Annotated in this window: 27 protein-coding genes; 13 read left to right on the top strand and 14 right to left on the bottom strand. The window is 61.8% G+C overall.

What is annotated here, in order from left to right; translation table 11 throughout:
- Window positions 1–27: 27 nt before the first annotated feature.
- Complete coding sequence (gene otsA, locus PH552_RS17895; RefSeq protein ID WP_183762365.1) at window positions 28–1,404, top strand: alpha,alpha-trehalose-phosphate synthase (UDP-forming); 1,377 nt, start codon at window positions 28–30, stop codon at window positions 1,402–1,404.
- Between the two features lie 10 nt (window positions 1,405–1,414).
- Here otsA and PH552_RS17900 read toward each other — a convergent pair whose 3' ends face one another.
- On the bottom strand, window positions 1,415–2,317 hold the full coding sequence (locus PH552_RS17900; protein ID WP_183762362.1) for a choline sulfate utilization transcriptional regulator: 903 nt from the start codon (window positions 2,315–2,317) through the stop codon (window positions 1,415–1,417).
- A 161-nt stretch (window positions 2,318–2,478) separates the two neighbouring features.
- Here PH552_RS17900 and betC point away from each other — a divergent pair, with 161 nt between their 5' ends.
- A complete protein-coding gene (betC, locus tag PH552_RS17905) occupies window positions 2,479–3,993 on the top strand; it encodes a choline-sulfatase (protein WP_183762359.1) in 1,515 nt (504 codons plus the stop codon).
- 7 nt (window positions 3,994–4,000) lie between these two features.
- Window positions 4,001–4,195, top strand: coding sequence for a TOBE domain-containing protein (locus PH552_RS17910; protein ID WP_183762356.1), 195 nt, complete (start codon window positions 4,001–4,003; stop codon window positions 4,193–4,195).
- Window positions 4,196–4,228: 33 nt separating this feature from the next.
- Here the strand turns inward: PH552_RS17910 and tsaA are convergent, their stop codons facing one another.
- The 3 genes from tsaA to PH552_RS17925 form a co-directional block, all read right to left on the bottom strand.
- Window positions 4,229–4,759: a tRNA (N6-threonylcarbamoyladenosine(37)-N6)-methyltransferase TrmO gene (tsaA, locus tag PH552_RS17915; RefSeq protein WP_183762353.1), complete on the bottom strand. Its 531-nt coding sequence runs from the start codon at window positions 4,757–4,759 to the stop codon at window positions 4,229–4,231.
- Between the two features lie 23 nt (window positions 4,760–4,782).
- Window positions 4,783–5,808, bottom strand: coding sequence for an iron ABC transporter substrate-binding protein (locus tag PH552_RS17920; protein WP_183762350.1), 1,026 nt, complete (start codon window positions 5,806–5,808; stop codon window positions 4,783–4,785).
- A gap of 110 nt (window positions 5,809–5,918) precedes the next feature.
- Window positions 5,919–7,502: a peptide chain release factor 3 gene (locus PH552_RS17925; protein ID WP_112343600.1), complete on the bottom strand. Its 1,584-nt coding sequence runs from the start codon at window positions 7,500–7,502 to the stop codon at window positions 5,919–5,921.
- A gap of 91 nt (window positions 7,503–7,593) precedes the next feature.
- On the opposite strand from PH552_RS17925, the gene dut reads away from it, so the two are divergent.
- Window positions 7,594–8,064: a dUTP diphosphatase gene (gene dut, locus PH552_RS17930; RefSeq protein WP_169644209.1), complete on the top strand. Its 471-nt coding sequence runs from the start codon at window positions 7,594–7,596 to the stop codon at window positions 8,062–8,064.
- Between the two features lie 9 nt (window positions 8,065–8,073).
- Here dut and PH552_RS17935 read toward each other — a convergent pair whose 3' ends face one another.
- Window positions 8,074–8,538: an Lrp/AsnC family transcriptional regulator gene (locus PH552_RS17935; RefSeq protein ID WP_183762347.1), complete on the bottom strand. Its 465-nt coding sequence runs from the start codon at window positions 8,536–8,538 to the stop codon at window positions 8,074–8,076.
- A 108-nt stretch (window positions 8,539–8,646) separates the two neighbouring features.
- On the opposite strand from PH552_RS17935, the gene PH552_RS17940 reads away from it, so the two are divergent.
- A complete protein-coding gene (locus tag PH552_RS17940; protein WP_113249837.1) occupies window positions 8,647–9,561 on the top strand; it encodes a DMT family transporter in 915 nt (304 codons plus the stop codon).
- A gap of 30 nt (window positions 9,562–9,591) precedes the next feature.
- Here the strand turns inward: PH552_RS17940 and PH552_RS17945 are convergent, their stop codons facing one another.
- The 3 genes from PH552_RS17945 to PH552_RS17955 are packed head-to-tail and all read right to left on the bottom strand — an operon-like array spanning window position 9,592 to window position 11,426.
- The gene (locus PH552_RS17945; protein WP_183762345.1) at window positions 9,592–10,212 is read right to left on the bottom strand and encodes a hypothetical protein; all 621 of its coding nucleotides are present in this window, start codon (window positions 10,210–10,212) and stop codon (window positions 9,592–9,594) included.
- Entirely contained in the window at window positions 10,212–10,844 is a 633-nt protein-coding gene (locus tag PH552_RS17950; RefSeq protein WP_183762342.1) for a LysE family translocator, read from the bottom strand. The genes PH552_RS17945 and PH552_RS17950 overlap by 1 nt, the downstream gene beginning before the upstream one ends.
- 24 nt (window positions 10,845–10,868) lie before the next feature.
- Complete coding sequence (locus PH552_RS17955) at window positions 10,869–11,426, bottom strand: cysteine hydrolase family protein (RefSeq protein WP_183762339.1); 558 nt, start codon at window positions 11,424–11,426, stop codon at window positions 10,869–10,871.
- A gap of 129 nt (window positions 11,427–11,555) precedes the next feature.
- Between PH552_RS17955 and PH552_RS17960 the strand changes: the two genes are divergently transcribed.
- Window positions 11,556–12,173 (top strand): LysE family translocator, encoded by a 618-nt coding sequence (locus tag PH552_RS17960; protein WP_183762336.1) that lies wholly within the window; start codon window positions 11,556–11,558, stop codon window positions 12,171–12,173.
- Window positions 12,174–12,308: 135 nt separating this feature from the next.
- Window positions 12,309–13,277, top strand: coding sequence for a cysteine synthase A (gene cysK / locus PH552_RS17965; RefSeq protein ID WP_112343594.1), 969 nt, complete (start codon window positions 12,309–12,311; stop codon window positions 13,275–13,277).
- A gap of 94 nt (window positions 13,278–13,371) precedes the next feature.
- Here cysK and PH552_RS17970 read toward each other — a convergent pair whose 3' ends face one another.
- The 6 genes from PH552_RS17970 to rsmI all read right to left on the bottom strand — a co-directional run bounded on the left by PH552_RS17970 (window position 13,372) and on the right by rsmI (window position 19,130).
- Complete coding sequence (locus PH552_RS17970; RefSeq protein WP_183762333.1) at window positions 13,372–14,904, bottom strand: YifB family Mg chelatase-like AAA ATPase; 1,533 nt, start codon at window positions 14,902–14,904, stop codon at window positions 13,372–13,374.
- Between the two features lie 191 nt (window positions 14,905–15,095).
- On the bottom strand, window positions 15,096–16,043 hold the full coding sequence (gene gshB, locus PH552_RS17975; protein ID WP_112343592.1) for a glutathione synthase: 948 nt from the start codon (window positions 16,041–16,043) through the stop codon (window positions 15,096–15,098).
- 107 nt (window positions 16,044–16,150) lie between these two features.
- Window positions 16,151–16,654 carry a cupin domain-containing protein gene (locus PH552_RS17980; protein WP_183762331.1) on the bottom strand — a complete coding sequence of 168 codons (504 nt, stop codon included), beginning with the start codon at window positions 16,652–16,654 and terminating at the stop codon, window positions 16,151–16,153.
- A gap of 96 nt (window positions 16,655–16,750) precedes the next feature.
- Window positions 16,751–17,746 (bottom strand): exonuclease/endonuclease/phosphatase family protein, encoded by a 996-nt coding sequence (locus PH552_RS17985; protein ID WP_169644199.1) that lies wholly within the window; start codon window positions 17,744–17,746, stop codon window positions 16,751–16,753.
- A gap of 102 nt (window positions 17,747–17,848) precedes the next feature.
- Window positions 17,849–18,229: a YraN family protein gene (locus PH552_RS17990; protein ID WP_169644197.1), complete on the bottom strand. Its 381-nt coding sequence runs from the start codon at window positions 18,227–18,229 to the stop codon at window positions 17,849–17,851.
- Window positions 18,222–19,130, bottom strand: a complete 909-nt coding sequence (rsmI, locus tag PH552_RS17995) for a 16S rRNA (cytidine(1402)-2'-O)-methyltransferase (protein WP_169644195.1) — start codon at window positions 19,128–19,130, stop codon at window positions 18,222–18,224. The genes PH552_RS17990 and rsmI overlap by 8 nt, the downstream gene beginning before the upstream one ends.
- A gap of 252 nt (window positions 19,131–19,382) precedes the next feature.
- Here rsmI and dnaN point away from each other — a divergent pair, with 252 nt between their 5' ends.
- The 6 genes from dnaN (at window position 19,383) to PH552_RS18025 (ending at window position 24,074) form a co-directional block, all read left to right on the top strand.
- Entirely contained in the window at window positions 19,383–20,501 is a 1,119-nt protein-coding gene (gene dnaN / locus PH552_RS18000; RefSeq protein WP_112343588.1) for a DNA polymerase III subunit beta, read from the top strand.
- A 270-nt stretch (window positions 20,502–20,771) separates the two neighbouring features.
- A complete protein-coding gene (gene pmtA, locus PH552_RS18005; RefSeq protein ID WP_112343587.1) occupies window positions 20,772–21,365 on the top strand; it encodes a phospholipid N-methyltransferase PmtA in 594 nt (197 codons plus the stop codon).
- A gap of 19 nt (window positions 21,366–21,384) precedes the next feature.
- Window positions 21,385–21,972 carry a histidine phosphatase family protein gene (locus PH552_RS18010; RefSeq protein WP_183762328.1) on the top strand — a complete coding sequence of 196 codons (588 nt, stop codon included), beginning with the start codon at window positions 21,385–21,387 and terminating at the stop codon, window positions 21,970–21,972.
- A gap of 1 nt (window position 21,973) precedes the next feature.
- Window positions 21,974–22,666: an orotidine-5'-phosphate decarboxylase gene (gene pyrF / locus PH552_RS18015; RefSeq protein WP_169644189.1), complete on the top strand. Its 693-nt coding sequence runs from the start codon at window positions 21,974–21,976 to the stop codon at window positions 22,664–22,666.
- Window positions 22,667–22,693: 27 nt separating this feature from the next.
- Complete coding sequence (locus tag PH552_RS18020; protein WP_075856622.1) at window positions 22,694–22,981, top strand: DUF1330 domain-containing protein; 288 nt, start codon at window positions 22,694–22,696, stop codon at window positions 22,979–22,981.
- 112 nt (window positions 22,982–23,093) lie between these two features.
- Window positions 23,094–24,074: a complex I NDUFA9 subunit family protein gene (locus PH552_RS18025; RefSeq protein ID WP_113251314.1), complete on the top strand. Its 981-nt coding sequence runs from the start codon at window positions 23,094–23,096 to the stop codon at window positions 24,072–24,074.
- The last annotated feature ends 59 nt before the right edge of the window (window positions 24,075–24,133 follow it).

Genomic DNA, 24,133 nt, shown 5'->3' on the forward strand with positions numbered 1-24,133 from the left:
CCCAGCCTTCTCGAAAGGAAGTTACCGTTGAGTCGTCTCATCATTGTTTCCAACCGCGTTTCCGTGCCCGATCACAAGGGTGCAGCAGCTGCGGGCGGCCTTGCCGTGGCGTTGCAAGCAGCTCTTGCCGAGCGCGGCGGCATCTGGATGGGCTGGTCCGGCAAATCGAGCGGCGACGTCGAGCCCGAGCCGCTGAAGATGACGCAGGACGGCAACATCACCTATGCGCTGACCGATCTGACCCAGACCGATGTCGAAGAATATTATCAGGGCTTTGCGAACCGCGTGCTCTGGCCGATCTGCCATTACCGGCTCGATCTCGCCGAATATGCCCGCAAGGAAATGACCGGCTATTTCCGGGTCAACCGCTTCTTCGCCCACCGGCTTGCACCGCTGATCGAGCCTGACGACATCATCTGGGTGCATGACTATCATCTCATTCCGCTTGCGGCGGAGCTGCGGCAGATGGGCTTGAAGAACCGCATCGGCTTCTTCCTGCACATTCCCTGGCCGCCGGCTGATGTCGTGCTTGCCATGCCGGTGCATGAGGAGATCATGCGTGGCCTTTCCTCCTACGATCTGCTCGGCTTCCAAACCGATTACGATCTTGAAAACTTTGCGGGCTGCCTGAAGCGCGAGGGGATGGGCATCGAGAGAAGTCCCGGCCATTTCAGCGCCCACGGCCATGATTTTCGCGGCGGCGCCTACTCGATCGGTATCGAGACGGCGGGTTTTGCCGAATTTGCCCGCAGGGCCGCGTCGCACAGCATGGTGCAGAAGGTGCGGCAAAGCATTGAAGGCCGCGACCTGATCCTCGGCGTCGACCGGCTCGACTACTCCAAGGGCATCACGCAGCGCATCGACGCTTTCGAACGCTTCATCACCAACAACCCCGCTCACCAACGCAGCATCACCTATCTGCAGATCACGCCGAAATCTCGCTCGGAAGTCCCCGAATATGAGGCGATGCAGAACGCGGTTGCCGAACAGGCGGGCCGGGTCAATGGCGCGATCGGGACGGTCGACTGGGTGCCGATCCGCTATATCAACCGTTCGATCAGCCGCCCGATCCTGGCAGGCCTTTACCGGCTTGCGAAGGTCGGGCTCGTGACGCCGCTACGCGACGGTATGAACCTCGTCGCCAAGGAATATGTCGCGGCGCAAGACCCTGAAAACCCGGGCGTGCTGGTGCTATCGCGCTTTGCCGGGGCCGCGCGCAAGCTGAAGGGCGCGTTGCTGGTCAATCCTTATGATGTCGACGGCACCGCCAACGCGCTGGCGCGCGCCATCAACATGCCGCTACAGGAGCGGCAGGAGCGCTGGCGCGGCATGATGGATTATCTGCTGGAAAATGACGTATCGCGCTGGTGCGAGACGTTTCTTGCCGATCTTACGGCGGAATAGACCATGATGATCATCCGGTGGCGGCTTCGGTGAGCAGCCATTGCACCAGCTGCTCCGCCTCCGGGTTCGCGGCGGCCGGTGGCAGCAGCCAATAGCCGCGCTCCGGCGCCTCCAGCATGGGACCCACCGTCACCATCGTCCGCGCGGAGAGCAGGGAATCGACAAGGCCCATCCAGCCGATGGCAACGCCCTGCTCACTGAGCGCTGCCTGCACGACCAGCGAATAGGTGTTGAAGCGCAGATCGCCGCGGCCGGCATAGGCGTCGCGGGCAATGCTGAAGGCAGAAAGATAGCTTTCCCAGTCGAACCAGGGCGACGGGATCTCCGTATCGAGATGGACGAGCGTGGTGCCTGCTAGCTGCGAGGGATCAGTGAACGGGCCGTGGCGCTCCGCGAAACCCCTGGTGCAGATCGGCACGACCTTTTCCGGCAGAAGCAAGGTGGCGTCAGGACCGAATTCGTTGCGCGTGCCGAAGAAGACGGCGATATCGCCACTTTCCGGCCCGCCACGATCCAGCCGCTGTGTGGCGACGATCTGGATATCCACTTCCGGGTGAAGCAACCGGAATGCATGCATGCGCGGAATGAGCCACAGCGCGGAAAAAGCATAATCCGTGCGCAGGCGGACGGATGGCCGTTCCGCCTCGGCGCGGAAACTGCGCACCAGATGGTCGACGCTGCCGACGGATTTTTCGACGATCTCGAACAGGCGCCGGCCCTCCGGCGAAAGCTCGACGCCGCGATGCTGGCGGCGAAACAGGGATACGCCCATCTGCTCTTCGATGCGGCGGATCTGATAGCTGACGGCCGGTTGCGTCAGGCCAAGCGCTGCAGCGGCGGCGGAGAGGCTGCCGGAGCGGCCCACTTCCAGAAATATCCGCAGCCAACCAAGATCGACGAGACGTTCAACCATAAAATTTCCTTTTGGCATCTATCGAAAAATGCCTGCTTCACAGCGGGAACTCCAGTGATGTTCAATAAAATAATCCAATAACAAGGAATCACCGCCATGCGCTTGCCTGCAATGAGCCGCCTCGCAGCCATCGGCCTCTGATTATCGAGAAAGACACCGGCATGTCCCGCCCGAATATCCTCATCCTCATGGTCGATCAGTTCAACGGGACGTTCTTTCCCGACGGCCCGGCCGAGTTCCTGCATGCTCCGGTCCTGAAGGCTCTGGCGAAGCGTTCCGTGCGCTTTGCCAACAGCTATACGGCAAGCCCGCTCTGCGCGCCGGCGCGGGCTTCCTTCATGTCCGGGCAGTTGCCGAGCCGCACGCGCGTCTATGACAATGCCGCCGAATTCTGCTCGGATATTCCGACTTTCGCCCACCACCTGCGCGCCGCCGGCTATCAGACGGCGCTCTCCGGCAAGATGCATTTCGTCGGCCCGGACCAGATGCATGGCTTCGAGGAGCGGCTGACCACAGACATCTACCCCGCCGATTTCGGCTGGACTCCGGACTATACCAAGCCCGGCGAGCGTATCGACTGGTGGTATCACAATCTCGGTTCGGTCACCGGGGCCGGTGTCGCCGAGATCACCAACCAGATGGAATATGACGACGAGGTTGCCTATCACGCGACCCGCAAGCTCTACGATCTCTCCCGCCGCCAAGACGAAAGGCCCTGGTGCCTGACCGTCAGCTTCACGCATCCGCACGACCCCTATGTCGCGCGCCGGCGCTTCTGGGATCTCTATGAGGATTGCCCGGCGCTCGACCCGCAAGTCGGCGAAATTCCCTTCGAACGGCAGGACCCGCATTCGCAGCGGCTGATGAAGGCCTGCGACCACACCGCCTTCGACATCACGCCGGAACAGATCCGCAGGGCGCGCCGCGGCTATTTCGCCAACATCTCCTATGTCGACGAGAAGATCGGCGAGATATTGGACACGCTCGAGCGCGGCCGCATGGCCGACAACACGATCATCCTCTTCGTCTCCGACCACGGCGACATGCTCGGCGAGCGCGGCCTGTGGTTCAAGATGAACTTCTTCGAAGGTTCCGCCCGCGTGCCGCTGATGATCTCAGCGCCCGGCTGGCAGCCGAAGCGGATCGACCAGCCGGTTTCGACGCTCGACGTGACGCCGACGCTCGCCGCCCTTGCCGGCATCGACATCGCATCGCTGCGCCGCTGGACCGATGGCGAGGACCTGACGCCGCTGGTTCTTGGAACCGGAGGCCGCAGTCCCGTGCCGATGGAATATGCCGCAGAGGGCTCCGAGGCGCCGCTCGTAGGCCTGCGCGACGGCCGCTACAAGCTGATCCTTTGCGAGAAGGATCCGCCGATGCTCTTCGACATCGACGCCGACCCGAAGGAGCTGACCAATCTGGCCGGCGATCCGGCCTACGTGGAAACGCTGAGCCGGCTGACGGCGCAGGCCATGGCGCGCTGGGATCTTTCAAGCTTCGACGCTGCCGTGCGCGAGAGCCAGGCACGGCGATGGGTGGTCTACACCGCGCTTCGCAACGGCGCCTACTATCCCTGGGACTACCAGCCGCTGCAAAAGGCATCGGAGCGCTACATGCGCAACCATATGGACCTCAACGTGCTGGAAGAGAACCAGCGCTATCCGCGCGGCGAGTAGGATTTCGATGGCCTGTCGCCGGAGAGGACGATATTGTCGCGCCGGTCACGCGACGACGGCGCATGTCCGCATCGACATCGGCAACGGCTCGATCGTCACCTCCTCGATCACCAACGAGGCCGTGGACGAGCTGGGCCTGACGACGGGCTCCTCGGCCTATGCCGTCATCAAGGCATCGGACGTCATGGTCGCGGTGGACTGATAGCAATAGCTTGGAGCGGTTTCATGACGCGCCCTAAGCATCTCGCTTCCGGCAGTAATGTGCCGTCTCGCCGTCGCCGGTCTGGAAATCTCCGGGCTGCGGCGGCGCGATCGGTTTGAACAGGGTGCGGTCCGGCTTCAGGTCCAGCAAGGGCGTACCATCCAGGCAATCGAGGCCGCGCACCAGCAATACGTTCCCCTCGACCGCTTCCAGCTTGACGATGGATGTACCGATGGGATTGGGCCGAACCGGTGAGCGCAGCGAGAAGGTGCCATGCACCTTGCCGCTATTGGCCGGGCTCTGCAGCACGAGGTCCCGGCGCGACCGATCCAACCAATAGAGAACCTCCAGCCGCTCGAAGGCTTCCACGCCCTGCAGCGCCGCCACCCAAGGCTCGAAGATCTCGATCCGGCAGATGGGGCCATCATGCCGACCCTGGCGCGGCGTTTCCATGCGCGAGGTCCAGGGCGTGAAAATACGGCCGATGAAGGTGAGACCGGCATCCACAACTGCGGGCGGCTCGACGGCCACCTCATTTTCGCGAATTTCGTTTTCCCGGACCATGAATGCCTCCTCGACTACAGAGCTTACTTCATGCCCTTCAATAGCGCTGCCAACTGATCATTGGTCAGATCGACCTGATAGAACAGCTGGTAGAATTGCTTCACATCATCGGAAAAATCGCTGCGGAAGAGCTTCGGATAAATGAGCTTCTCCATCCAGCGCACGCCGAGCAGCCGATTGACGCCGGGCGGGGAACCGAACCAGCCGAAGGGCAAGGAGGGCGGCACGAAGATCTTGCCGTCCTTGACTGCTTTGATCCCAGCCCATTGCGGATCGCTCTTCACCGAAGCGGCGAAAGCGGGGCTCTCGGCAATGATGATATCCGGGTTCCAGCTGACGACCTGCTGCACGGTCACCTTGGCAAGGCCGCCCTTGCCGGCGGCGGCGGCAACATTCATCGTGCCGACGGCATCGAGGATTTCCAGATTGATCGAGCCGGAAAGGCCTGTCTCCAGCCCATCGGCGCCGCGACCATAATAGACGCGCGGGCGCGGATCGTTGGGCAATGTCGCAAGCTTCTCGTTCAGATCCTTGATCTCGGCATCGGCATAATCGGCCAGCTTGTTGGCGCGACCCTCGACGCCGATCAGGGCGCCGACGTCGCGAAGCGTATCGGCTGTGCGGGCAAAGCTGCCGTCGATGAGGATATAGGGAATGCCCGTCTCGCTCTGCACCTTGTCTGCCAACGCCTTGTAGGTGGGATCGACCGTGCCGGCATCGAGGATGATATCGGGCTTGGCGTCCACGACCGTCTGCGAGCTGATGGTTCCATCCTTGCCCGTCAAACGGCCAACTGTCGGCAGCGATCGCACGGACGGCATCAGATAGGCCTTGGCGGCATCATCGGGCGCATGGACCCAACCCACCAGTTTTTCCGGCGCCAGCACATAGACCAGTGCGGCGGCGGGTGGCCCGGCCACCAAAATACGGTTGATCTTGTCCGGCACCGACACCGTGCGTCCGGCCGCATCGGTAATGATTCGCGCCTCGGCTGCGACCGGCATCAGGCCGACGAAGGCCAGAGCAAGAACCGCAAGAAATTTCATCATGAAAATGCCTGTTCCGATCAAGGAGATCATCGGGCGGCACTATGGCATAGCGCTATATCGGATGGAACATCGCGAAGGCACTATTCCAAAACGAAACGCATCCGAACCGGTCATGCCGCCTTGACGGCATGATATTCCTTGATCGCGGCCATCTTGATAGCCGGGTAACGTTCCGCCTCGTAGCGCAGCGAGAAACCGTCCTGAGCGAGGAAGACCGGGTCTCCATCGAGATCGCGGGCGATGTCGCCGCGGCGTGCGGTCACGAACTTTTCGAGGTCGGCGGATTGATCGGCCGAGATCCAGCGGCAGACGGAGAAGCGCGACATTTCGAAGGAAACCGGCAGGCCGTATTCGGCCATCAGCCGCTCCTTCAAGACGTCGAGTTGCAGGGCACCGACGACGCCGACGATGGCGGGCGAGCCATCTTCGGGCGAGAACAGCTGCACGACGCCTTCTTCGGCCATCTGCTGCAGGGCTTCCTTGAGCTTCTTTGCCTTCATGGCATCCTCAAGGCGCACGCGGCGCAGGATTTCCGGAGAGAAGTTCGGTACGCCCTGGAAGACCAGCGATTCGCCTTCCGTCAACGTATCGCCGATGCGCAGCGTGCCGTGGTTCGGAATGCCGACGACATCGCCGGCATAGGCGGTATCGGCGAGCTGGCGCTGCGAGGCGAAGAAGAATTGCGGCGCGGTGAGACCGAGCTGCTTGCCGGTGCGCGACAACCGCGCCTTCATGCCGCGCTCCAGCTTGCCGGAGCAGATGCGCGCAAAAGCAATGCGGTCGCGGTGGTTCGGGTCCATGTTGGCCTGGATCTTGAAGACGAAGGCCGTCATCTTGTCGTCGGTCGCGTGCACCGTCCTGATGTCGGCGACCTGATCGCGCGGCGGCGGCGCGAATGCACCGAGCGCATTGATGAGATCGCGAACGCCGAAATTGCGCAGCGCCGAGCCGAAGAAGACCGGCGTCATATGACCTTCCAGGAAGGAGTCCCGGTCGAAGGGGCGGCAGGCTTCGATCGCCAGTTCCGTTTCGTCGATAAAGGCTTGGCGCTCGTTTTCCGGCAACCGGTCGGCGACCGCCTGCGGGCCGTTCACCTTCGTCGCCTCGACCTCGGTATCGGAACCGCGAACCGTATTGTCAGCCAGATGATAAGAGCCGCAGAACGTCTTGGAGCGACCGATCGGCCAGGTGACCGGCGCCGTATCGAGCGCCAGCTTCTCTTCGACCTCATCGAGGATTTCGAAAGGATCGCGACTTTCGCGGTCCATCTTGTTGATGAAGGTGATGATCGGGATGTCGCGCATGCGGCAGACTTCGAACAGCTTCAGCGTCCGCGGCTCAATACCCTTGGCGGCGTCGATGACCATGACGGCGGCATCGACGGCCGTCAGCGTGCGATAGGTATCGTCGGCGAAGTCTTCGTGGCCGGGTGTGTCGAGGATGTTGAAGACGTTGCCTTCATACTCGAAGGTCATGACGGAGGTGACGACCGAGATGCCGCGCTCGCGCTCGATCTTCATCCAGTCGGAGCGCGTCTGCATGCGATCCTTCTTCGCCTTGACCTCACCGGCGAGCTGGATGGCGCCGCCGAACAGCAGCAGCTTTTCGGTGAGCGTCGTCTTGCCCGCGTCCGGGTGAGCGATAATAGCAAATGTGCGGCGGCGGGAGACCGCCTCGGCGAGACTTTCGGCCATGCTTGTGAATCCTGTGAATTGGCGCCGTATCTAGCGACTCAAAGTCCTAAATGCAATTGACCTCCGGCTTTCGAGCGCAAACTATTGCGGCATGACCATTCACACCGATATCACTCCGACCCTGAACCTCATCCGCCTGCCGCATGGCGAGGGCCTGGAACTGCCGGCCTACGAAACCAAGGGCGCGGCCGGTATGGACCTGCGCGCCGCCATCGACGACGGTGCGACGCTGACGATCGCGCCGTGGAATCGGGTTCTCGTTCCAACGGGCTTTATTTTCGAAGTTCCCGAAGGTTTCGAGGCGCAGATCCGCCCCCGTTCCGGGCTTGCCTTCAAGCATGGCATCACTTGCCTGAACTCTCCCGGTACCATCGATAGCGACTATCGCGGCGAAGTGAAGGTGCTGCTGGCCAACCTCAGCGAGGAGCCGTTCGAGATCACCCGCGGCATGCGCATCGCGCAGATGGTCATAGCGCCAGTCATGCAAGTGCGTATCGCCGAGATTGCGGAGATCAGCGAAACCACGCGCGGCGCAGGCGGTTTCGGCTCGACCGGCGTTTGACGCAAGAATTTAGCGGGAAAGCGGCGGCAGCCGGCGCTTGACCGGTGTCGCCTTGATCATCGAGGTGTTGGTTTCCGCGCGCTCGGTGATCTTGTCCAGTATGCCATCGAGTTCGCCCATGGAGCGCACCACAAGCCTTCCGATAAAGCAATCGTCGCCGGTGACCTTGTCGCATTCGATGAATTCCGGCGTCTCCTGGATGATCCGTTCGACGACATGGAGCTGACCGGGCAAAGGCCGGACGCGGACGATCGCCTGTAGCGGATAGCCGATCGCCTCCGGCGCGATATCGACGGTGAAGGCCGAGATGATGCCCCGCTCCTCCAGCCGCCGCAGCCGCTCCGCCGCGCTCGGCGACGACAGGCCGGCTACTTCCGCCAGCTCTTTCAAGGATATCCGGGCATTGCGCGCCAATGCCTCGAGCATTCGCTGATCGATCTCGTCGAGATTGAGGGAAGCGTTAGGGGCGCTCATGATATAGCCTTACTTAATTAGGTGATGAGATTTCCTTGCCTAAATAAATCTATATTATCCATGCTCCCGTCGCAATATGATTGGCTCCGATAGATGGGAGTCAAGGTGATGAACGAGATAAAACGCGGCACAGTGGAAATGACGGCAGCCATGCTGATTTCAGGGACGATCGGCTGGTTTGTGCTGATGTCCGGACAGGCGGTGAGCGGGGTCGTCTTCTGGCGCTGTTTCTTCGGCGCGCTGACACTGCTCGTCATCTGCGCTGCCATGGGCCTGCTCCGCCCCGGCATCGTCAATCTCAAGACATTTTCCATCGCCGTCGGTGGCGGGATTGCCATCGTCCTCAACTGGCTGCTGCTGTTCGCCGCCTATTCGCACGCCTCCATTTCTATTGCCACGACCGTCTACAATACGCAGCCCTTCATGCTGCTGGGGCTCGGCGCATTGTTCCTCGGCGAACGGATCACCTTCACCAAGCTCTTCTGGCTGGCTCTCGCCTTTGCCGGCATGGCTGTGATCGTCGAAGGCAAGCCGAGCGAGGGAGCCGGCACCGGTAGTTATACGATCGGCATCCTGCTTTCGCTGGGCGCGGCCTTCTTCTATGCGCTGGCAGCCATCGCCGCCAAATGGTTGAAGGGCACGCCGCCGCACCTGATCGCTCTCATCCAGGTTTCGACCGGCATCCTGATGCTGGCGCCCTTCACCAATTTCTCGGCCGCACCCCAGGATGTCGGCGGCTGGTCGATCCTCGTCACCATGGGCGTCGTCCATACCGGGTTGATGTATGTGCTGCTTTACGGCGCCATCCAGAAGCTGCCGACGCATCTGACCGGCGCGTTATCCTTCATCTATCCGATCGCCGCCATCGTGGTCGATCGCTTCGCCTTCGGCCATGTGCTCGGCGCAGCCCAGGTCATCGGCGCGATCATCATCCTCGCGGCTGCCGCCGGCATGAACCTGGGATGGACGATCCCCCTGCCCTGGAATAGAAATCACCATCTTTCCAAAGGCGCCGCCGAATGATCACCTGCTCATGTGGCCGGTGTTCCAGGTTTACTTAGCCGGCTGCGGGCAACTCTGCGGTTGGCCATCGAGCCCCTCAGCCATCTTCTCGAAGGTCGCGCCTGATCCAGCCTTGCCGCCGATGTGCAGCACATAGAGGCTGTCGAAATCCTTGCCATGCCATTTCGGCACCGCTTTTTCATCGCCACCATTCTCGCTCATCAGCTGGCGGGCGAGATCGACGATCTGCTTATGTTCCCAGGCGACGAAGATGAGCTTGCCGGCATAGACTGGCTTCTTCAGCTCGGCTTTCAGATCATCGATGTCCTCATAGCCGAAGCTGGTATCAACAGGCAGCCCGAACGCAACGGCAGTCGGCTCGATGGTGGCGAGCGGACGGATATAGTCGTAGGAGATGCCTGAATCCTCCTTCCGCTTCGACGGATCCGGCGCAAAGATCGCCGCAGGCTTGCCGAAGAGCTTGCTGAGCACCGGCGGCAGGGCAAGCGACCGGTTAAGACCTTGGCAGCTCAGCTGGCCGAGACCTGCTTCTGGCTTTTCGCCATGGCGCATGAAGACGATCGTCTGCGTTCCCTTCTCTGCCGCCAAAGCGAGCGGCGCTAGGCTTGCGAGCGAGGCGAGCGTCAGAAGACCGACGATGACGGCTCGCATCAGCGCTGCGCCTCGAAAGCCATTCGTACGGCGAGCCCGGCCAGCACCGTGCCCATCAGCCAGCGCTGCACCAGCATGAAGGACGGGCGGCTTGAGAAGAACAGCGAGACGGAGCCGGCCGTCAGCGCAAAGATGGAATTGAGCGTGAGGCTGACAGCAATATGGGTAAAGCCGAAAATGACGGATTGGCTGAAGACGCTGCCGTTAGCGGGATCAATGAACTGCGGCAGCAGCGAAAGATAGAGGACCGCGACCTTCGGGTTCAGCAGACTGGTCACCAGGCCCATAGCGAAGAGTTTGCGCGGCCCATCTTTTGGGAGATCGCGGACCTGAAAGGCGGACCGACCGCCCGGCTTCAAGGCATTCCAGGCGAGCCAAGCGAGATAGGCCGCACCGACAAGACGCAGCGCGTCATAGGCAAAGGGCACGGCGAACAGGAAGGCCGTGATACCGAGCGCAGCCGAAAGCATATAGAAGACGAAGCCGAGCGCCACGCCGCCAAGCGAGATCAGTCCCGCCGCCGGCCCCTGCGAGATCGACCGCGACACCAGATAAATCATGTTCGGCCCTGGCGTCACCACCATTCCGACGGCGATCAGGGCAAAGGTGATGATACTGGTCAGATGCGGCATGGAGACTCCGGCGGAGAGAGGGCTTCAGAAGGAGATGTCGGTGGATGCGACCAGCTTGATTTCATGCGGCCCGGCATCGAAGCCGTCAAGCAGCATATTGTGGTGGGTGACAATCTCTTCGAAGCTCAGTTTGCCCATATCCGCCGTCGTGTGCCCGTCGGATATCAGCGAGACGTCGAAACCGAGCGAAACGGCGCGCCGCACGGTCGTATCGACGCAGAATTGGGTCATGCAGCCGCCGACGATGAGATGGGTGACGCCACGGCCCTTGAGCCGCACCTCCAGATCCGTCTCGAAGAAGGAATCGCAGCTCGTCTTGTGCACCACGACATCGCCGGCTTCAGGGGCGATTTCCCGGCGCAATTGCCAGCCTTCGCCGCGTTTCGCCAGGCGATGCCCTGGGGTGCCGTCATGCTGGACGATGAAGGCGGGAATGCCAGCGGCGCGGGCGCTGTGCTTCAGCGCCGCGAGCTTGGCGATAACAGCCTCCAACGCAGCATCGATATCAGGCTGACGCTCCGGCGTGCCGAGGCCGGTCAGGATGGAATTCTGAAGATCGATCAGGAGCAATGCGGAAGACATGATATCCTTGGGCAGAGCGGTTTCGACGCGTCGTCAACGCCTTGGTAGTATGTTCGCAGCATCAGCGCAATCGCTTGAAAACGCAAAGGTGGTGCGATAGAGCAGGCACCATCTGAGGAGGAAATAGTCATGACGCTCGCATCCCTGCTCGCCTATTGCGGCGCGCTCTTCGTCGCGGCGGCCATTCCCGGCCCGGGCATCACGGCAATCGTGGCGCGCGCCCTCGGCTCCGGCTTTCGCGAGACCTTCTTCATGGGCCTCGGCCTCGTGCTCGGCGACACCATCTACCTGACGGCGGTCGTTCTCGGGCTTGCCTTTGTCGCGCAGACTTTCACCGAGGTCTTCATCCTCATCAAGATCGCCGGTGCGCTTTATCTCGGCTATATCGCCTGGAAGCTCTGGACAGCGGGCCTGCTTGCAACCGACGTTGCCGCGAAGAAATCGAACGGCGCCGGCATGTCCTTCCTCTCCGGCCTGCTTGTCACGCTCGGCAACCCCAAGACCATGCTTTTCTATGTCGCGCTGGTGCCGACCCTGATCGATATCGGCAGCATCGGGCTGCGCGAATATGCGACGCTGGTGGCGGCGACCTTCGTCGTCCTTCTGATCGTTCTCGTGCCCTATATGTTGCTGGCGTCGCGGGCGCGCACCTTCCTCAAGAAGCCGAGGGCGCTGCAGATCCTGAACCGGGTCGCGGCCAGCATCCTCGCCGCTACGGCCGCCTTCATCGCGGCACGTGCCGCGTGAAATAAACATCCCCGGAGAAAGGTTCCCGGAGATTCTTTTCTCACGGCCGATGCGGCACAAAGGGCGCGCACTCTGGTGTCCGCAGGCGTTTGATCCTATTGTCACCGCATAATTCAAACGTAGGGAGAGCTACCCATGTCCGACACCCGCAAACCCGGTCGCGGCCGCGTCTATACCTCGATCACCGAGACCATTGGTGACACGCCGATCGTCCGCCTCGACAAGCTGGCGAAGGAGAAGGGCGTCAAGGCCAACCTCCTGGCAAAGCTCGAGTTCTTCAATCCGATCGCGTCCGTGAAGGACCGCATCGGTGTCGCCATGATCGAGAGCCTGGAATCGCAGGGCAAGATTGCTCCCGGCAGGACCGTGCTGATCGAGCCGACCTCGGGCAATACCGGCATCGCGCTCGCCTTCGCCGCCGCCGCCAAGGGTTATCGCCTTATCCTCACCATGCCCGAGACCATGTCGATCGAGCGGCGCAAGATGCTGGCGCTGCTCGGCGCCGAGCTGGTGCTGACCGAGGGACCGAAGGGCATGAAGGGTGCGATCGCCAAGGCGGAAGAGCTGGCCTCGAGCCTGCCGGATGCGATCATTCCGCAGCAGTTCGAAAATCCCGCCAATCCGGAAATCCATCGCAAGACGACAGCCGAGGAAATCTGGAACGATACCGAAGGCAAGGTCGATATCTTCGTTGCCGGCATCGGCACTGGCGGCACGATCACCGGCGTCGGCCAAGTTCTGAAAGCCCGCAAGCCCGACATCAAGGTCATCGCTGTCGAGCCGACGGATTCGCCTGTTCTCTCCGGCGGCAATCCCGGCCCGCACAAGATCCAGGGCATCGGCGCCGGCTTCGCGCCGAAGATCCTCGACACTCATGTCTATGACGAGGTGGTCACCGTCAGCAATGACGAGGCGTTCCAGCAGGCGCGGCTCGTCGCCAAGCTCGAAGGCGTGCCAGTCGGTATTTCTTCGGGTGCAGCATTGACGGCCGCGATCAAGATCGGCCAGCGTCCCGAAAACGAAGGCAAGACCATCGTGGTCATCATCCCGTCCTTCGCCGAGCGTTATCTCTCGACGGCGCTGTTCGAAGGACTTGGCGGCTGAGTTAACGGCAGTAATTGATTGAGAAAGGGGTGCTGCGGCGCCCTTTTTATTTGAGCAGGCTGAAGGCGATCGGGTGCTGCAGAGTCTCGAATTGTCAGGCATGCGCGGTCAGTCGCTCGCCGGCAATCCGGTAGGAGATGGCTTCGGCAAGATGGATGCGCCCGACGGTCGGCTTGTCATCGAGATCGGCAAGGGTACGCGCCACCTTGAGAATGCGATGATAGCCACGGGCGGAGAATTTCATCTTCTCGGCCGCGTCGCGCAGCAATTGCAGGCCGGCGGCATCCGGCTCGGCGATGGTTTCGATCACCGCTGTCGAGCAGCGGGCGTTGGTGGCGACGTCCTTCATGCCGGCTCGTTCGAAGCGTTCCCGCTGCCGTTCGCGGGCGCGGGCGACGCGGAGCGCGACATCAGCACTGCTTTCCGAGGCTGTCGGCCGGATGAGGTCGGCGGCGGAGACCGCCGGCACGTCGATGCGGATATCGATACGATCGAGCAAGGGGCCGGAAATGCGGCCTTGATAATCGGATGCGCAACGCGGCCCACGGGCGCAGGTATGCCCCGGCTCGCCGGCCATGCCGCAACGACACGGGTTCATCGCCGCCACGAGCTGAATGCCGGCCGGATAGGAGACACGGTGGTTTGCTCTGGCGATGACGCATTCGCCGGTTTCCAGCGGCTGGCGCAGCGCATCGAGCGCCTGCGGCGAAAACTCCGGTAGTTCGTCAAGGAACAGAATGCCGTGATGGGCGAGCGACACTTCGCCTGGCCGAGCGCGAAAGCCGCCACCGACGAGCGCCGCCATAGTGGCGGAATGATGCGGCGCGCGATAAGGCCGCCGGTCCGAGAGCTTGCCGCCGGAAAGCTGACCGGCGATCGAATGGATCATCGACACTTCCAGCAGTTCATTCGTCGACAAGGGCGGCAGGATCGACGGCAGGCGCGAGGCGAGCATCGACTTGCCGGAGCCGGGAGGCCCGACGAAAAGCAGATTATGGCCGCCGGCGGCCGCCACTTCCAGGGCGCGCTTGGCGCTTTCCTGCCCCTTGATATCGGCGAGGTCGGGCAGGTTGGCGGCATTGGCGCGGACTGACGGTTCCGGCCGTGACAGGACCTGTGTGCCACGGAAATGATTGGCGAGCGCGATCAAACTACGCGGCGCCAGAATATCGATCTCCTTGCCGGCCCAGGCGGCTTCGGGGCCGCTTTCGGCCGGGCAGATCAGCCCTCTGCCCATGGCATTGGCGGCGATCGCGGCGGGAAGCGCGCCGGCAACGGGTGCAATCGTGCCATCCAGATTGAGTTCGCCGATAACGGTGTAGGACGACAGGGCATCAGCGGGGATCGCGCCGAGCGCCGCCATCAGCCCAAGCGCGATGGCAAGATCGAAGTGGCTGCCCTCCTTGGGCAGGTCCGCCGGCGCGAGATTGACCGTGACTTTCTTCGGCGGCAGGGCAAGGCCGGAGGCGTGCAGCGCCGCCTGAACCCGCTCCCGGCTCTCGGCCACCGCCTTGTCGGGCAGGCCGACGATATGCATCAGCACCTTGCCCGGCGCGATCATCACCTGCACTTCGACGGGTACGCCTTCGATCCCCTGAAACGCCACCGTACTGACGCGCGCTACCATGCCCTATCCCCTGTCGCCGAACCCGTTTGCCGTTACGTGCCCCGATCAGCAAACTTCGGGTTGCAATCTGGCATAAGACAAGGAATGAAACAAGAACAATAAACGAACAAAAATTTCACCCCGCATGTCGAAATTATCGACATGCGGGGGTAAATAGATCATTCAGCTGAAAGCGTGGCGGGAACTGCCGGTCAGGATCGCTTGGCTTCGATCGCATCCCAGAGCAGGCTGGCGATATCGGCGCCACCGAAGCGCTTGACTTCGCGGAGGCCGGTCGGCGACGTCACGTTGATCTCGGTCATATAGTCGCCGATGACGTCGATGCCGACGAGCAGGAAGCCGCGCTCCTTCAGGGCCGGTCCGATGCGCTTGCAGATTTCCTTCTCGCGCGCTGTCAGCTCGGTCGCTTCGGCGCGACCGCCCACATGCATGTTGGAGCGGGCGTCATGCTCGGCCGGCACGCGGTTGATCGCGCCGACGGCCTCGCCATCGACGAGGATGATGCGCTTGTCGCCCTTGCGCACGTCGGGGAGATATTGCTGGGCAATGAAGGGTTCGCGGAAGAGCTGGCCGAACATCTCGAGCAGGGACGAGAGATTGCGGTCGTCGCGGGTCGAGTGGAACACACCGGCGCCGCCATTGCCGTAGAGCGGCTTCAGGATGATATCGCCCATTTCATCGCGGAAACGGCGGATTTCAGCCGGATCGCGGGTGATCAGCGTCTTCGGCATGAGATCGGCGAATTCGGTGACGAAGATCTTTTCAGGCGAGTTGCGCACCCATGCCGGATCGTTGACGACGAGCGTCTTCGGATGGATGCGTTCGAGCAGATGTGTCGAGGTGATATAGGCCATGTCAAAGGGCGGGTCCTGGCGCAGCAGCACCACGTCCATCGTCGAGAGATCGACGCGCTCGGGTTCGCCGAGTTCGAAGTGATCGCCCTTGACGTCGCGCAGGATCATCGGCTCGACGGAGGCATAGATCCTGCCGTCGCGCATGCTCAGCCGCTCTGGCGTGTAATGGAAGAGCTTGTAGCCACGGTTCTGCGCCTCGAGGCTCATGGCGAAGGTGGAGTCACCCGCAATGTTGATGCTTTTCACATGGTCCATCTGGACCGCAACATTCTTGATACCAGCCATAATCAGCCCTCGCTCGGATTTGCGCACAGATGTAGGTCGGCCCGCATCCAAACGCAACGACTATTCAAGGGCTTCCGCCGGAGGTTTGCTCGACAGGCCTGCCGCACTCAGGCGGCAAGACCCTGTGCGCCGCCCTGGCGGACGAAGTTGCGCAGGCGATAAGCCATCGTCAGAGGCTTCGGGAACGGCTTGCGCAGAAAGGCGACCTTGCGCAGGTAGCGATCGATGCGCCATGTCGCCCAGGTGCCGCCGGCGAAATAGGCGACATCGCCGGCGCTGAGCGTCCGCTCGACGCCGTCTTCCGTAGTGATATGCACCTCACCCTCGAGGATCATCACCGTTTCGTCCCAGCCGAAATACCAGCGGAACTCGCCAGCGGTGCAATCCCACAACGCCGTCATCGCGGCATCGTCCTGCCCGCGCGAATGCTCGGCGATGCGGGCGACCGGATTACCCGACAAAACCCAGGAGGGTTCGATCGGCGACGGCTTCATTTCCATTTCGTTGCTGGCGCCAGCTACGAAGCTTTTCGACTGCGGCAGCGCGACTACGGCCGGGACGGCACGCGCGGCAAAAGCCGCCATGCTCGCCAACATCAGTTTCAAGACCATGCAATCCCCCAATTCCATGCGCGTCTGCGACCTCATCGCATGGAAGCGGTAACGGCGCGGTTCATGAAACCCAGCGCATTTTAACGATTGCAGCGATCAGGCTGAAAAGCCTTCGATCGTGCATACGACCATATCGTGGTCGGAGAGCGGCTTGCCCTCACCATTGAGAGAAGACACGAGATGGCTTTGGCCGATCTTCAAGCCGCGGGTGATAAACCAATCGAGCTTCATGGCGCGGTCAGGGAAACGCGTGATCAGGCTCGGACGCGTGCTCGTCTGATCGAGCGGCCCGCCATGGCATTCGAAACCACGGCCTTCGGCCATGGCGAAAAGCGTATCCGTCGAATAATCGCCGCCGGTATGGTTGCCGGTGTTGAGATCGCCGCCGATCAGGATCGGCAGGCCGGGTGCGAAGGCTTCGACCTCATCGATCAGTGCCGCCATCTGCCGCTCGCGATAGGCAGCGGTCGCAACACTTTCGAGGTGAACGGAAACGGCGACCATCGGACCCGCCTCGGTCTCGACGATCGCGCCAACGGCACAGCGATCGCCGATGCGCGGCTGCTCGTTGCTGTCGTTGAACCAGACGGCCTCGCCCGGCAGGCGGAACAAGAAAGCATCCTTCAGGGCGACCGAAGCCATCAAGGCATTGCCATGAAAGCCCTTCTCATTGAAATCATCGCGGCAGTAAGAGCGCTCGATCTCCGAACCGAGGCTCAACTCCAGAAACTCGACACCATAGGCATGGCTCATGCCGAGTTCGCCGGCGATGATGGTGGTCGGATCCCGCTGTTCTGTGCGGGCCATGCCCAGATCCATTTCCGACAGCAGCACCAGCGGTGCGCCGGTTTCCCGCAGCTTGGCCGCACTTTCCTCCGGAAACAGGCAGCGCTCGAGATTCCAGGCCGCGACCGTAAACGGAAAGGACAGAGCCTCGATCCTGGCGCCCGCCCCGCCGATGCGCACCGCATTCAGGCAGGCGAGCGATGCAAGCTTCTCGGCATGAATGGCCGCGGTTTTTTCAAGCGAAACGAAGCCCCTGCGCTCCTCCTGTGAGGGAACGGTAAAGGCGGAAACGATGTTGCGGATCATGATAAGGCCTGTCGAAACGAGATGATGCGCGCCGGCGGGAAAATCGCGAGCGTTGATCGCTCGGCAATAGGATGATTTTGTGACGGTCCTGTAACGCCGTGCTCAAAACGCATCCGGAAAATGCTGCGGCCAGCGGCCGGGCAACATGGCGACGATGTCATAGCGCTGTGACAGGCGGGCAAAATCCGGCTGTCGGGCGAGCCATAGGTCGCTCGCGGCACGGATGCGGTTTTGCGAGGAGAAGGAAACCGCGTCGATCGCCTCCTGTGCGCCGCGCCGCGACTTGACCTCGACGAAGATGGCGAGATCACCCTTGCGGGCGACTATATCGATTTCGCCGAGCTTGGTGCGGTGGCGGATGGCGAGAATGCGATAGCCCTTGAGCATCAGGAAGGCGGCGGCGAGATATTCGGCCATATGGCCGCGACGCCAGGCCTTTTGCCGTTTGAGCTTTTCGCCAACCTCAAACCTCGGCTCAGCCATGACGCTCCTTCATATCCAGCAGGCGCTGATAAAGCTCCTTTCGCGGCAGGCCGGTCAGACGCGCGGCTTCGGTTGCCGCCTTGGCGGTCGGCATCGTCCCTGAGAGATCGGCGAGAATGGCATCGACATCGGCCTCTGCCGCAACGCTTTCGCCGGGCGGGCCGACGAGCCAGACGATCTCGCCCTTCACATTGTCGACGGCGTCATAGAACGACGCGAGTTCGGACAACGTGCCGCGGCGGAATTCCTCGAAGGTCTTCGTCAGCTCGCGGCAGACGGCGCCTGTGCGCTCACCGCCAAGCACATCGGCGGCGGCGGCAAGGGTCGCGGCGATGCGATGCGGCGATTCAAAGAAGATGAGGGTCGCGGGGACGGTTGCCAGCTCGGCCAGGCGGTCGCGGCGGCCCTTGTCCTTGGCGGGCAGGAAACCGGCGAAGAAGAAGGCATCGTTCGGCAGGCCGGAACCGACAAGGGCCGCCAGCGGCGCGGAGGCGCCTGGAATGGGCACAACCTTATAACCCGCCTCGATCGCCTGCACGGCCAGCCGATAGCCGGGATCGGAGACGAGCGGCGTACCGGCATCGGAGACGAGCGCCACCGAGCGGCCGGCCTCCAAAGCCTGCAGCAGCCGCGGGCCGGCCTCGTCGGCATTGTGCTCGTGATAGGAGTAGGGCTTGTTCTGGATGCCGTAGCGATCAAGCAGGACGCGCGTCACACGCGTATCCTCGCAGGCGAGCACGTCGGCACCGGCCAGCGTTTCCAGCGCCCGCAGCGTGATGTCGCCGAGATTACCGATTGGCGTAGCGACCAGATAGAGCGCCGGTTCGAGGGGGCGGGCCGGGATCTGATTGTTATGCAGGCGGAAACTGCGTGTCCCGCCGTCTGATTGCTCTTCGTTCATGCCGGTCCTGAATTCACTTGGGATAAGCAGCCTTTATGGGCGAGGCGCGCACGGACGGCAAGAGCGGTGCAATTCCTGTGGAGCATTGCCGACGAAATGGCGAATTGACGCCTGGCAATTGATCCATGCCTCTTGCATTCGGATGGAGAAGTCTGCCAAGTTGCCTGTCCAATCTTTCGGGCCTTGTCCGAAAACATGTCGCTCGGGCGCCTCGGGCCGCCCGGCTAGTCACGGTCGAAAGCGGTAGCATCCATGCGTATTACAATAGAGCGGTCGAACCTCCTGAAGTCGCTGAACCACGTGCATCGCGTGGTCGAGCGTCGCAACACGATCCCGATCCTGTCCAACGTGCTGCTCAAGGCCGATGGCACGAACCTCGACATGAAGGCGACCGACCTCGATCTCGAAATCACCGAGGCGACGCCCGCCAATGTCGAACAGGCCGGCGCCACCACGGTTCCTGCGCATCTGCTCTACGACATCGTGCGCAAGCTTCCCGACGGCTCGGAAGTGCTTCTCGCCACCAACACCGACGGCAGCTCGATGACGGTCGCCTCCGGCCGTTCGAAGTTTTCGCTGCAATGCCTGCCGGAATCGGACTTTCCGGATCTCACCGCCGGTAGCTTCAGCCATTCGTTCAAGCTGAAGGCTTCGGATCTGAAGATGCTGATCGACCGCACGCAATTTGCGATCTCCACCGAAGAGACTCGTTACTACCTGAACGGCATTTTCTTCCACACGATCGAGAGCGGCGGCGACCTGAAGCTCAGGGCTGTCGCCACGGACGGCCATCGCCTGGCCCGCGCCGATGTCAGCGCCCCTTCCGGCTCCGAAGGCATGCCCGGCATCATCATCCCACGCAAGACAGTCGGCGAGCTGCAGAAGCTCGTGGACACGCCGGATGCGATCGTCACCGTCGAAGTCTCCGACGCCAAGATCCGCCTGACGATCGGCTCCATCGTCATGACCTCGAAACTGATCGACGGCACCTTCCCGGACTATCAGCGCGTCATTCCGGCCAACAACGACAAGGAAATGCGGGTCGATTGCCAGACCTTCGCCCAGGCCGTCGACCGCGTCTCGACGATTTCGTCCGAGCGTGGCCGTGCCGTGAAGCTGGCACTATCCGACGGCCAGCTGCTGCTGACCGTCAACAATCCGGATTCGGGCAGCGCGACCGAGGAGGTTGCCGTCGGCTATGAGATGGATCCGATGGAAATCGGCTTCAATGCCAAATACCTGCTCGACATTACCGCGCAGCTTTCCGGCGACGCGGCCGTGTTCCTGCTGGCCGATGCCGGATCGCCGACGCTCATCCGCGACACGGCCGGCGACGACGCGCTTTATGTGCTGATGCCGATGCGCGTGTAGAGCATGATGCCGAAAAGTGTGAGCTGTTTTCTGACGACATCATGCTCCACTTTTTTGATTCAAGAGCCGGATGATTTCAGGTCTGTTCGACCTGAAATCATCCGGCTCTGCGAAACCAAAGCGCCCTTTCATGCGTTTATGCAACGCAAGGGCGCTTTTATTTGATCCTTTGTGAATTGCGACATTTTCTCTTGTTTTTACGTCATCGCATTGCAAGATCCTAGAGAAGCGGTATGTAAGTCGCGATCGTAACATCTGGTGGGGGAGAGCATGGCGCTGCGTCTCAAGGAACGGTTGGGCAAGAAGTTCGACGAGGAGATCCGTTTCTTCAAGGGCATGATGCAAGGGCCGAAGACCGTGGGATCGATCGTTCCCACCTCATCGATCACGGCGCGCAAGATGGCTGGTGTCATCAACACGCAATCGGGCCTGCCCGTGCTGGAACTCGGGCCGGGAACTGGCGCCATCACCAAGGCGATCCTGGCACGTGGCGTCGAGCCGCAAAACCTCGTCGCCATCGAATACTCGACCGATTTCTACAACCACCTCGTCAAACTTTATCCCGGCGTGCATTTCATCAATGGCGACGCCTTTGATCTCGATACGACGCTTGGCGTGCTGCGCGGCCAGACCTTCGATTCCGTCGTCTCAGGCATTCCTCTGCTCAATTTTCCCATGAAGGCGCGTGTCGCGCTTTTGGAAAACCTGCTGGACCGCATTCCGCCTGGCCGGCCGGTGGTGCAGATTTCCTACGGGCCGGTTTCGCCTATTATCGCCAAGCCGGACCGCTATCATATCCGCCACTATGATTTCATCGTCCGCAATATTCCGCCGGCCCAGCTCTGGGTCTATAGCCGCGGCTGAGACAATCGCTGAGAAATCCATGTACGCTCTTTATGTCACGCACCCGCAGGTGCGGATCGACCCGAATGTGCCGGTGCCGCAATGGGGCTTGTCCGACACTGGCGCCGAGCGTGCGCGGCTGGCGGCGAGCCGGCCTTGGGCCAGCAAGCTGAGCCTGATCGTCTCCAGCGGCGAACGCAAGGCGATCGAAACGGCCGAAGCTTTGGCGGCGGCAAGCGGTGCGCCGATCGAGATCATCGAGGCCATGCATGAAAACGATCGCAGTGCCACAGGTTTTCTGGCGCCGCCGGAGTTCGAGAAAGCAGCGGACTGGTTCTTCGCCAACCCGCATGAAAGCTTCAACGGCTGGGAGCGCGCCATCGACGCGCAGGCGAGAATCGTCTCCAATGTCGAGGCCGTTCTTGCGCGCCACGATCCGAACGTGCCGATCGCCTTCGTCGGCCATGGCGGCGTCGGCACGCTGCTGAAATGCCATCTGGAGGGAAAGCCGATCGCGCGCCAGGGTGATCAGCCGCCGGGTGGCGGCAATCTTTTCTGTTTCGATCTTGCGAAGCGCGCCGTCTCATGCGACTGGACACCCATGGAAGATTGGATGGGATGGGCCTGAGATGACCGCACGCGACCGCTTGATCGTTGGACTGGATGTTCCAAACCTTCAGGAGGCCGAAAAAGTGGTCGGCGCCCTCGGCGACGATATCCTCTATTACAAGATCGGCTATCAGCTCGCCTTTGCCGGCGGCCTGGAATTCGCGCGCGACCTTGCCGCCAGCGGCAAGAAGATCTTCCTCGATATGAAATTGCTCGACATCGACAATACGGTCGCCTCCGGCGTGGAGAATATCGTCAAGATGGGCATGTCGATGCTGACGCTGCACGCGTATCCGAAAGCCATGAAGGCGGCTGTCGAAGCGGCCAAGGGCTCCGACCTCTGCCTGCTCGGTGTCACCGTGCTGACCTCGATGGACGAAGGCGATCTCATCGCCGCGGGATATGAATATGATCCGCATACGCTGGTGCTGCGCCGGGCCGAACAGGCGCATCTCGCCGGCATGGGCGGTATCGTCTGTTCGGCGGAGGAGTCGGCCGCCGTTCGCAAGATCATCGGGCCTGATATGGCGCTGGTGACCCCCGGCATCCGGCCAGCCGGCAGCGACAAGGGCGACCAGAAGCGCGTGATGACGCCGGCCGCTGCTATCAAGGCCGGCTCGAGCCATCTGGTCGTCGCAAGGCCGATCGTCAAGGCGGCCGATCCGAAGGAAGCCGTCCGCGCCATCCTCGCCGAGATGGACGCCGCGCTCTAAACCACGACAACAATCAGGGAGGAAAACATGCCAAAGGGATATTGGATCGCGCGCGTGGATGTCCGCGACCCCGAGCGCTACAAGGATTATGTCGCCGCCGCGAAGCCTGCCTTCGAGAAATACGGCGCGAATTTCCTTGCCCGCGGCGGAGCGTTTACCCCGCTTGAGGGACAGGCACGCGGCCGCAACGTCGTCATCGAATTTCCATCGCTGCAGCATGCCGTCGATTGCTACAATTCGCCGGAATACCAGATCGCCGCCAAAATCCGCCAGCAGGTCGCGGATGCAGAAATGGTCGTCGTCGAAGGGGTTTAAACCCTTTGAAAACGCGACGCTGCAACGCAGCGCGATAGCACTTCACCTCGGCGCCGGGATCGGCTAAGACGAAACCAGATCAGCCCAATCAAAGCCTTTCGAGGAGCCTACCATGACCCTGTCCAACCTCCCGCCGCTCGTGACCGTGTTCGGAGGATCAGGCTTCATCGGGCGGCATGTCGTGCGTGCGCTCGCCAAGCGCGGCTATCGCATTCGCGTTGCCGTGCGCCGTCCCGATCTTGCCGGCTTCCTGCAGCCGCTCGGCAATCTCGGCCAGATTTCGATCGTTCAGGCCAATGTGCGCTACCGCAATTCCATCGACCGCGCGGTCGAAGGCGCTCAGCATGTCGTCAACTGCGTCGGCATCCTTGCCCCAAGCGGCCGCAACACCTTTGACGCCGTGCAGGAATTCGGCGCCAAGGCGATTGCGGAAGCCGCCCGCAATGCCGGTGCCTCGCTGACGCATATTTCGGCACTGGGCGCCGATGCCAACTCTCCTTCGGTCTATGCCCGAACCAAGGCTCGCGCCGAAACCGCGATCCTATCGATCAAGCCGGATGCAATCATCCTGCGCCCTTCGATCGTGTTCGGACCGGAAGACGAATTCTTCAACAAGTTCGCTGACATGTCGCGCACCGCGCCGTTCCTGCCGCTGATCGGCGGCGGCAAGACGAAGTTCCAGCCTGTTTACGTCGGGGACATTGCCGAGACCGTTGCCCGCAGCGTCGACGGCAAGCTGAAGGCCGGCACGACCTATGAGCTCGGCGGCCCGGAAGTGCTGTCCTTCCGCGAATGTCTCGAGACCACGCTTTCCGTCATCAACCGCAAGAAGTCGCTCGTCTCCATTCCCTTCGGCCTGGCTTCGCTGATCGGCTCGGTTGCTTCGCTCGTGCCGCTCATTACGCCGCCGATCACCTCCGATCAGGTCACGCTGCTGAAGAGCGACAACGTCGTTTCCAAGCAGGCGGAAGCGGAAGGACGCACGCTGAAGGGCATCGGCCTGTTGCCGACGCTGCTCATCTCCGTGCTGCCGTCCTATCTCGTCCGCTATCGTCCGCAGGGTCAGTTCACCGGTTCCGGCAAGGCTGCCTGACGATTCGGCAGCTCAACGAATTCAAAACGCCGCCGGCTCCGCCGCGCGGTGTTTTTTTT

The sequence above is a fragment of the Rhizobium aureum genome, assembly GCF_030182495.1.
Classification (GTDB): Bacteria; Pseudomonadota; Alphaproteobacteria; order Rhizobiales; family Rhizobiaceae; genus Rhizobium; species Rhizobium tropici_C.